The following is a 6666-nucleotide window of genomic DNA, read 5'->3' as shown; positions in this document are numbered from 1 at the left end:
CATCGAGCTGGCCCGTGGTCTCGGCCGACACGGAAATGTTCAGCTCTTCCAGGAGCCACCGGGAAAACGCATCAAGGGTGGTGGTCAGAGCCGCCAAGGTGGCAGCGTCGCCCAATGGGTCCGGCGTTTGAATGTCGAAGAGGCGGGCGAGCTGCGCCGCAGTCGTGGATCCAGCCGGGCTGATGATGACGGCGAGGGTCTGATCCGGCTTCAACGCGACGATACACAGGTCGCCCGGCGATGCCTTCGCCATCACCGGATTGACCCGGCCATAGTAAAGGCGCCATTCGGCGGCGCGGTGTTCTTTGCCCTGCCGGGAGTCGTACCAGCTCGCGCCCGAGGCGTAGGCCAGCCGGTCATCCTCATCATCCGGGAACCAGAAGAAGGTGGCCTCGAAGCCGTTGCCGTCCTTCATCCGGCGCGGGGCATCACCAAGGAAACCCGCGAACACGCTGGCCTTGCCGATTTCGGACTGGTTCGACCCTTCCGGGGTATCGACAAGAGCGAGGAACTTCCCGCCCGCGCCCACGAAGTAATCCTTGATGGACGCCATAGGTCAGCGCCCCACGGTGCGGCGCTTGGCCGGTTTCAGGGCCACGATGTTCGAGAGCCAGGGGGCCATCGTCTCGGCAATCGACACAGCGACCGGTGCGGCGACAGCGTTCCCAAACTGCTTGTAGGCTTGTGTGTCGGAAACAGGGATGACGAAGGGCTTGTTGCTGCCGGGGCGGTCGAAGCCCATGAGGCGCGCGCACTCGCGGGGCGTCAGGCGGCGCGGGTTCTTGCCGGGCTGGGCAATCAGAACCTCCGAACCGTCCTTGTAATAGCGCGCCGACAGAGTGCGGGCGACGCCCGTGCCATCGAAGAGGCCGAAGCCAAAGCCGTTCCCTGCCGCCTTGTGCTTGGCCGCGTACTTTTGGAGGTACTCCCAGAGCTTCGGCGTCAGGGTGTAGCGGTCGGACACCTTCGCCTCGGGGCCTTCGGTGTAATGCGGCTCTGCCGTCTCGGTGCCGTCCTCTGGGTGGAGAATGTCGGCCAGGGTCGGATGCTTCTTGGGGCGCACGAGCTGGTCGAAGTCGAAGGTGGTGGGTTCCCTGAAACCGACGATGAAGATGCGTTCCCGATGCTGGGGAACCCACGCCCGCGCATCGACGATGCGCCAATGGACCTCATAGCCCAGCTCTTCGGTCAGGGTGCGAATGATGACCTCGAAGGTCTTGCCCTTGTCGTGGGAGACGAGGTTCTTGACGTTCTCCAAGAGGAAGGCGCGCGGGCGATGGTGGGCGATGATGCGCGCCACATCGAAGAACAGCGTCCCCTGGGTTTCATCCGCGAAACCATGGACGCGGCCCAAGGAGTTCTTCTTGGAGACGCCAGCGATGGAGAAGGGCTGGCAGGGGAACCCGGCCAGCAGCACATCGTGGGCGGGAATGTCGGCCTCGTGGATGGCCGTTATGTCCCCGGCGATGGGATGCTCATCCCCGAAGTTCGCCTTGTAGGTCTGTTGGGAGAATGCGTTCCACTCGCTCGTGAAGACGCAGCGCCCCCCGATGTTCTCGAAGCCCACCCGCAGGCCCCCGATGCCAGCGAAAAGGTCGATGAAGTCAAAGCCTGCCTGTGCCATCCCGTTCCTCGTTTGTGTTGCGGGTGTGAGATTGGTTCGCCCACCCTTTTTAGAAGGTAAATCGCCGCTTTTGTCTCGGTAGATAACGCCCTTCGCCACCCACCGCCGCAATATTCCGGCCCCCTATTCCAGGGGGTGGAAAGCCGCCGCCTCTCGAAGGTCGGCAAGGTACGCACGGATTCCGGCCCTGCCGTCTTCCTTCGCCGCCCGCTTGAAGTCGTCGCGGTCGAGGCCGTTGGCTTTCGCCTCTTCCCAAAGGTCGGACGGCAGGATGTCGATGAGCGGCAGACGGTCGCGCGGGGCTTCCTCTGGCCGTTCGGCTTCGCCATCTTCGCCCGCCGCCTCTTGGTCGGACATATCAGGCACCCCGGCCTTGGCCCGCAGTCCCGGCGAGAAGCGCAGGACGCTCTTGCCGCGCATCGCCCGCTCATACTCCGCCCACAGGTGGGCGGCGTTCGTATCGCCCTCATACCCACGCCGCAGGAGCTGGCTCGGCGTCTTCCCGTTGTCCTTGCCTTCCTTCGCTGTGGCCTTCGCCACCTCGTCGGCCAAGTCCCACTTCGCCATATACTCCGCCGCCCGATGGCCCGCCTCGGCCTTAAACCCCGCCCGGCCAGCATGGAGACCTTGGGCCTTCGCCGCCGCCACCCAGACCGCGCGCAGCCCTGCGACAAGCCGCAGGGCGCGGCCCATCGTCTTCGCCTTCACCAGCAAAAGCAGGTGGAAATGGGGGTGCCAGCCGTTGCCGCCGTGCGTGGTTTCAAAGGCCGAAACGACACCCTCGATAGCCGATCGCCGTTCCACATAACGCCGGTCGCGCTTCCAGACCCGAAGGGCTTCCTTCTGGGCCTGAACCATCGGGGCCAAGGGCTGGCCCCTCTTGTTCGATGTGGTCAGCGTCAGGAAAACCGGGTGGAGGCCCTGCCCCTCTGCCCATTCCAGAATGTGCGCCACCTCTCGCCGCCGCACCTCTGCGACACGGGGGCCGCAGCAGGGGCAGAGATGGGAGCCGCAGATGGCGAGGTTGCCCAACTGGACGGACTCGAACCCGCCGCCCTCTTTCGGCTTCCCGCGCACGGCCACGCCCGACGCGCCCGGCATCGGCTTCCAGCCGCAGACCGCCAGCCCCTTATGGTTCCGCGCCAGCCCCGCCGCGTAGCGTTGAAGCCGATACTTCGAGACCGCCCGCCGCTCTTTCCGGCCCCCATTCTGGCGAACAAAGTCCTTAGTGCTCTTACCAAGGGAAGCCGCGTTCGCGTCTTCCTCGCGCGGCGATGCCGCGCGGCTATTCTTGGCCGGTGATTCGGAGACAGGCGAAGGACAGCCGCAGCCGCAGCCGGGGGGATGGACGCCAGAAGTTGGGGGTGTGGGGAGTTTGCTATGCAGCATCTGGCACGCGCCAGCGGCGTGCCATTATCTCTTCCCATCGGCCCAAGTCGGGCCTATATTTGAAGCATGAGGGCATCACCACTGTCCTTGTCATCCCTCCGGGCGCTTCCAACGCTGCGGGGGACCTTTTTCGAAAAGCGGACCTTGCCGGGTCCGCTTTTCTATTTGGCTCCCAGAGTGCGGTGAAACAAACGCAGAGTCAACAAAACGGCGGGATGTTTCACGAAACGCGAAACCGCCCTATGTTATGAGCGTCCGACCATCGGAGGGCGCGCAATGCCGAAGACCACAGCACAGCCATCGACCGACCGAGTCCGCCGCTTTCGAGAGAAGGCGAAGCAGGAAGGATGGGCAACCGTGGCCGTGAAGGTCCCGGCCTCGCGTGTCGATGATGTGCGGGCCTATGCCGAGACGCTGGGGGAGCCTGTCAAGAAAAGGAACCCGGCCCAGGGAAGCCTCTTCCCTGACCTTCCCGACGAATGACCCATATGCCCTTGACCTGATCGCGCACAAGGCGCGATCATACCGCGATCACTGATCGCGCTCAGGCCAAGGGGAGCATGGGATGCCAGCGGAAAAGCTCACAACGAAGCAAGCCCAAGACCGGGCCGGGGTAAGCCGCCACGCACTGATGCGCGCGAAGAAGAAGGGCCTGTTGTTCGCGGAGAGCGACAACCAAGGCAACCTGATTTGGGACAGCGAGGCGCTCGACCGCTGGGTCAAAGAGCGGCCCGAAGCAGCGACGCCAGAACCCACGAAACCGATGGAAGCCCCCGCGCCCGGTCTATGGGAAGCCTTGGCCGAAGCCCGCGAAAGAGCGGGCCGGGCCGAAGGCGAGCGGGATGGATTGCGCGAGGCCCTGACCGCCGAAAGAGCGAGGGCCGACGCAGCAGAGGCCAACGCCGAAAGGTGGCGCGAGGCAGCGGAGAAGCGGCGCAAGTGGTGGCCGTTCGGGTGATCGCCTAACGGATCGCGAACAGAGATCGCGCACAGGAAGCGAGAGCGCGCCGGGGGACCTATGTGCAGGGGGAACCGGTTCGTGGAAATGAACCCTTACTCACTATGGGTTATTTCCCCCCAAGGGGGCCGCCTGAAGGCTGAAATAACCCTCGTTTCGCCCTGCCGGGGGCCGCTTCCGCGGGACCCTGCGGGGCCGGAGGTCTCGCTATGCTCGACGCACCGGACAAGGCACCGCTTGCCGTCCTCCGTTTCATAAAACATCGGACGATGGGCAAGCTGTCCGTGGCTTCGCAGCACAACACCCGCACCGCCGACTCTGGCCTCTCGCACACGACGCCGCCCCTTGATGGGCCGGGCGTCGTATGGCTCGACGGTCAGGCCGACGCCCTCGCCGCCTGGCACGAACGGGCCGCAGCCGTGGGGCTTGGAAAGCCCCGGCGCGACGCCGTTCTTGCCGTCGAGATGGTGATAAGCGCCAGCCCGTCGTGGTTCGCTGCCGCGACCTCGGACGAGGTGGCTGACTGGACCCGCCGAGGCTTGGAGTACGCCCGCGCGACCTTCGGCCCCACGAACATCCTCCAAGCAGTGCGGCACGACGACGAGGAGACCCCGCACATCCACGTCTTGGCCATCCCACTCGAACAGAAGGAGCGAGCGCGCGCAGGCCGACCACGCAAGGGCCGGGAGGGCGCGAAACGCGCCGCCGTCACATCGTGGGGCCTGAACGCCGACCGCATCGTGGGCACCCCGGAGAAGCTGATTGAACATCAGACCGCCTACGCCGCCGAGGTGGCAGACCTCGGCATCCGCAGGGGTCGCCCAAAGCGCGAGACCAAGGCGCAACACAAATCCGCCGCCGCCTACCGGGCCGAGGCCGCCCACGACCGCGCGGAGGCCGCGAAGGTCTTGGAAGCGGCGCGGACCATCGAGGCGGACAGCACGCGACGGAAGGGCAGGATCCAGCGGATCGAGGGCGAGGCGCGCGCCGGGGCCGACGCCTTCACAAAAGGCCTCGATGCTGTGGAGCAGGGCGAGCTGGTGGCCGCGCCCCGTATGTCATCCGGCCTTGCCGTTCAATCCGTGGAGAGGCCCGTCCTGCCTCCGCAGATGACGCAGGAGTTCGGCGGCTGGCTGTCGAATGTGCGGCCCTACCTGAAAGCCCTTGTGGGCTACGCGAAACGCATCGCCGGGCTGGCGGAGAGGGAAGAGGTATTGAAACAGCGGGAGGCCGAGGTCGCCCGCCAGGCCGAAGCCTTGGAGCGTGTCGCAGCACGAGCAGCATGGGCCGAGAGTGCGAAGACGCCGCACGACGCCCCACGGCCTGCCCGCGATGACTACCACACCATTGCGGCCATCGTGGCGCAAAGCGAGTTCGCAGACCCACCCGGAAGCCGCAGCCCACGCGGGCGGCCCCAAGGCCGCGACAGGGCCGACGAGCGTTAAGGCTGGCAGGCTTGCCGTTTCGAGAAACGGCCCCACCTGGGGGGCCTACCAAACGCCCGGAGCTGACCGATGAAGACCGCCAAACACCTGCCGCCCGCCCTTGCCGTCGAAGCACTGGACGCCCTTCTCCAACTCCACCGGGAGGGCGACACGAAGGCGGTGGCGTCGTTCTTGGCAGGGCTGGACGAAGTGCCCGACGAAGCCGCTGCGATGTTCGTCTCGGGCCTCATCCAAATCGCCAGAGGGTGAAGCGCCCAACCTGAAACCGGCGCGCCCTTAACCCACACCCCCCCGTCCCTACGGCCCACTTTGATAGGAGCGGGCCGGGGGGGTGTTAGTCGTCAAGGGGTGGCGCTGGATGGCTTCCGTTTGGTTTTCGGCATCATCTTGGCTGCGAGCTGCTGGATGCTCCAATCCAAGTCCGGGCCGTGGTTCTGCCGAAGGACACCTTCCCGGCTCTTCGCCAAGGCGAGGAAGTCGGCCACGGTCAGGGGGTCATTCCCCGGATGCTGGCTTTGGAAAACCCAGTGCCGAGGCTTGGGGATGACCAGCCGCAACCGTTCCGCCGCCATCTCATCGAGCTGCTTCCCGGAGATGTTCGACTCCAGGGTGATAAGGTGCTTGTCGGGTATCTGGTGGGCTTCGCTCAACACCTGACGCCAACGGTCCTTACAGGTCGTCTTCGCCCCCAAGGCGATGAGCAAACCCTGTGGGATGCCCTGCCGCCGATAGAGGAAGCCGTTGGGCAGCATGAAGTCCAGCTTCTTGGAGTTCTCGGTGTTCACTTCGCTTTGGAACAGGGCCGCGTTCGCCGCGAAGACGGCCCGGATGTGATGGGCGAAGGCGTGGCCCGCGCGCGACTTGCGCCGGTTATGGACCCCCAGGAAAAAATCGGTCAGCGCCTCGACATTGACCCTGCCAGATGCCTCGAAGAGGTGGGGCTTGACCTCTTCGCCCACCACGACGCTTTCCAGCTCGCGGAAGAGCTTATCTTCCCAATCGAACCAGCCCACCAAGGCTTGGTCAGGGTCTGCGAGGGCGTCGATGCCCTTTGCGGTCAGCCGGGCAAAAGCCGACATCGACGCGGTGTCAGGAAGGCCCCCGCCAAACTTCTTCAACATCGCATCGAGCTGGCCCGTGGTCTCGGCCGACACGGAAATGTTCAGCTCTTCCAGGAGCCACCGGGAAAACGCATCAAGGGTGGTGGTCAGAGCCGCCAAGGTGGCAGCGTCGCCCAATGGGTCCGGCGT

General features: G+C 65.3%; 8 protein-coding genes. 4 read left to right on the top strand and 4 right to left on the bottom strand.

Annotated features, from left to right (window positions below; translation table 11 throughout):
- The 3 genes from LHP98_RS19095 to LHP98_RS19085 form a co-directional block, all read right to left on the bottom strand.
- Nucleotides 1-553 (bottom strand): hypothetical protein (locus LHP98_RS19095; RefSeq protein ID WP_227254142.1); only part of this gene is annotated, 553 nt, incomplete at its 3' end.
- Nucleotides 554-556: 3 nt separating this feature from the next.
- Nucleotides 557-1624 carry a DNA (cytosine-5-)-methyltransferase gene (gene dcm / locus LHP98_RS19090; protein ID WP_319638966.1) on the bottom strand — a complete coding sequence of 356 codons (1068 nt, stop codon included), beginning with the start codon at nt 1622-1624 and terminating at the stop codon, nt 557-559.
- Between the two features lie 123 nt (nt 1625-1747).
- A complete protein-coding gene (locus tag LHP98_RS19085; RefSeq protein WP_227254141.1) occupies nt 1748-3013 on the bottom strand; it encodes a protein rep in 1266 nt (421 codons plus the stop codon).
- A 276-nt stretch (nt 3014-3289) separates the two neighbouring features.
- Here LHP98_RS19085 and LHP98_RS19080 point away from each other — a divergent pair, with 276 nt between their 5' ends.
- The 4 genes from LHP98_RS19080 (at nt 3290) to LHP98_RS19065 (ending at nt 5665) form a co-directional block, all read left to right on the top strand.
- Nucleotides 3290-3496 (top strand): hypothetical protein, encoded by a 207-nt coding sequence (locus LHP98_RS19080; protein ID WP_227254140.1) that lies wholly within the window; start codon nt 3290-3292, stop codon nt 3494-3496.
- Between the two features lie 82 nt (nt 3497-3578).
- Complete coding sequence (locus LHP98_RS19075; RefSeq protein WP_227254139.1) at nt 3579-3971, top strand: hypothetical protein; 393 nt, start codon at nt 3579-3581, stop codon at nt 3969-3971.
- Nucleotides 3972-4180: 209 nt separating this feature from the next.
- Nucleotides 4181-5416, top strand: coding sequence for a plasmid recombination protein (locus LHP98_RS19070; protein ID WP_227254138.1), 1236 nt, complete (start codon nt 4181-4183; stop codon nt 5414-5416).
- Between the two features lie 69 nt (nt 5417-5485).
- Nucleotides 5486-5665 carry a hypothetical protein gene (locus LHP98_RS19065; protein ID WP_227254137.1) on the top strand — a complete coding sequence of 60 codons (180 nt, stop codon included), beginning with the start codon at nt 5486-5488 and terminating at the stop codon, nt 5663-5665.
- A gap of 92 nt (nt 5666-5757) precedes the next feature.
- Here the strand turns inward: LHP98_RS19065 and LHP98_RS19060 are convergent.
- Nucleotides 5758-6666, bottom strand: a 909-nt coding sequence (locus LHP98_RS19060; protein ID WP_264473858.1) for a type II restriction endonuclease, incomplete at its 5' end; no start/stop codon positions are given.

Source organism: Rhodobacter sp. Har01, from assembly GCF_020564565.1.
Lineage (GTDB): Bacteria > Pseudomonadota > Alphaproteobacteria > Rhodobacterales > Rhodobacteraceae > Pseudogemmobacter.
Note: the sequence above shows the minus strand (reverse complement) of the source record. Positions and strands in the feature narration are given on the sequence as shown.

Bases quoted from the DNA above. Each gene is read 5' to 3' on its own strand.
- LHP98_RS19085 (WP_227254141.1), bottom strand. From the start codon at position 3,013: ATGCTGCATAGCAAACTCCCCACACCCCCAACTTCTGGCGTCCATCCC.
- LHP98_RS19065 (WP_227254137.1), top strand. From the start codon at position 5,486: ATGAAGACCGCCAAACACCTGCCGCCCGCCCTTGCCGTCGAAGCACTG.
- LHP98_RS19080 (WP_227254140.1), top strand. From the start codon at position 3,290: ATGCCGAAGACCACAGCACAGCCATCGACCGACCGAGTCCGCCGCTTT.
- LHP98_RS19075 (WP_227254139.1), top strand. From the start codon at position 3,579: ATGCCAGCGGAAAAGCTCACAACGAAGCAAGCCCAAGACCGGGCCGGG.
- dcm (WP_319638966.1), bottom strand. From the start codon at position 1,624: ATGGCACAGGCAGGCTTTGACTTCATCGACCTTTTCGCTGGCATCGGG.
- LHP98_RS19070 (WP_227254138.1), top strand. From the start codon at position 4,181: ATGCTCGACGCACCGGACAAGGCACCGCTTGCCGTCCTCCGTTTCATA.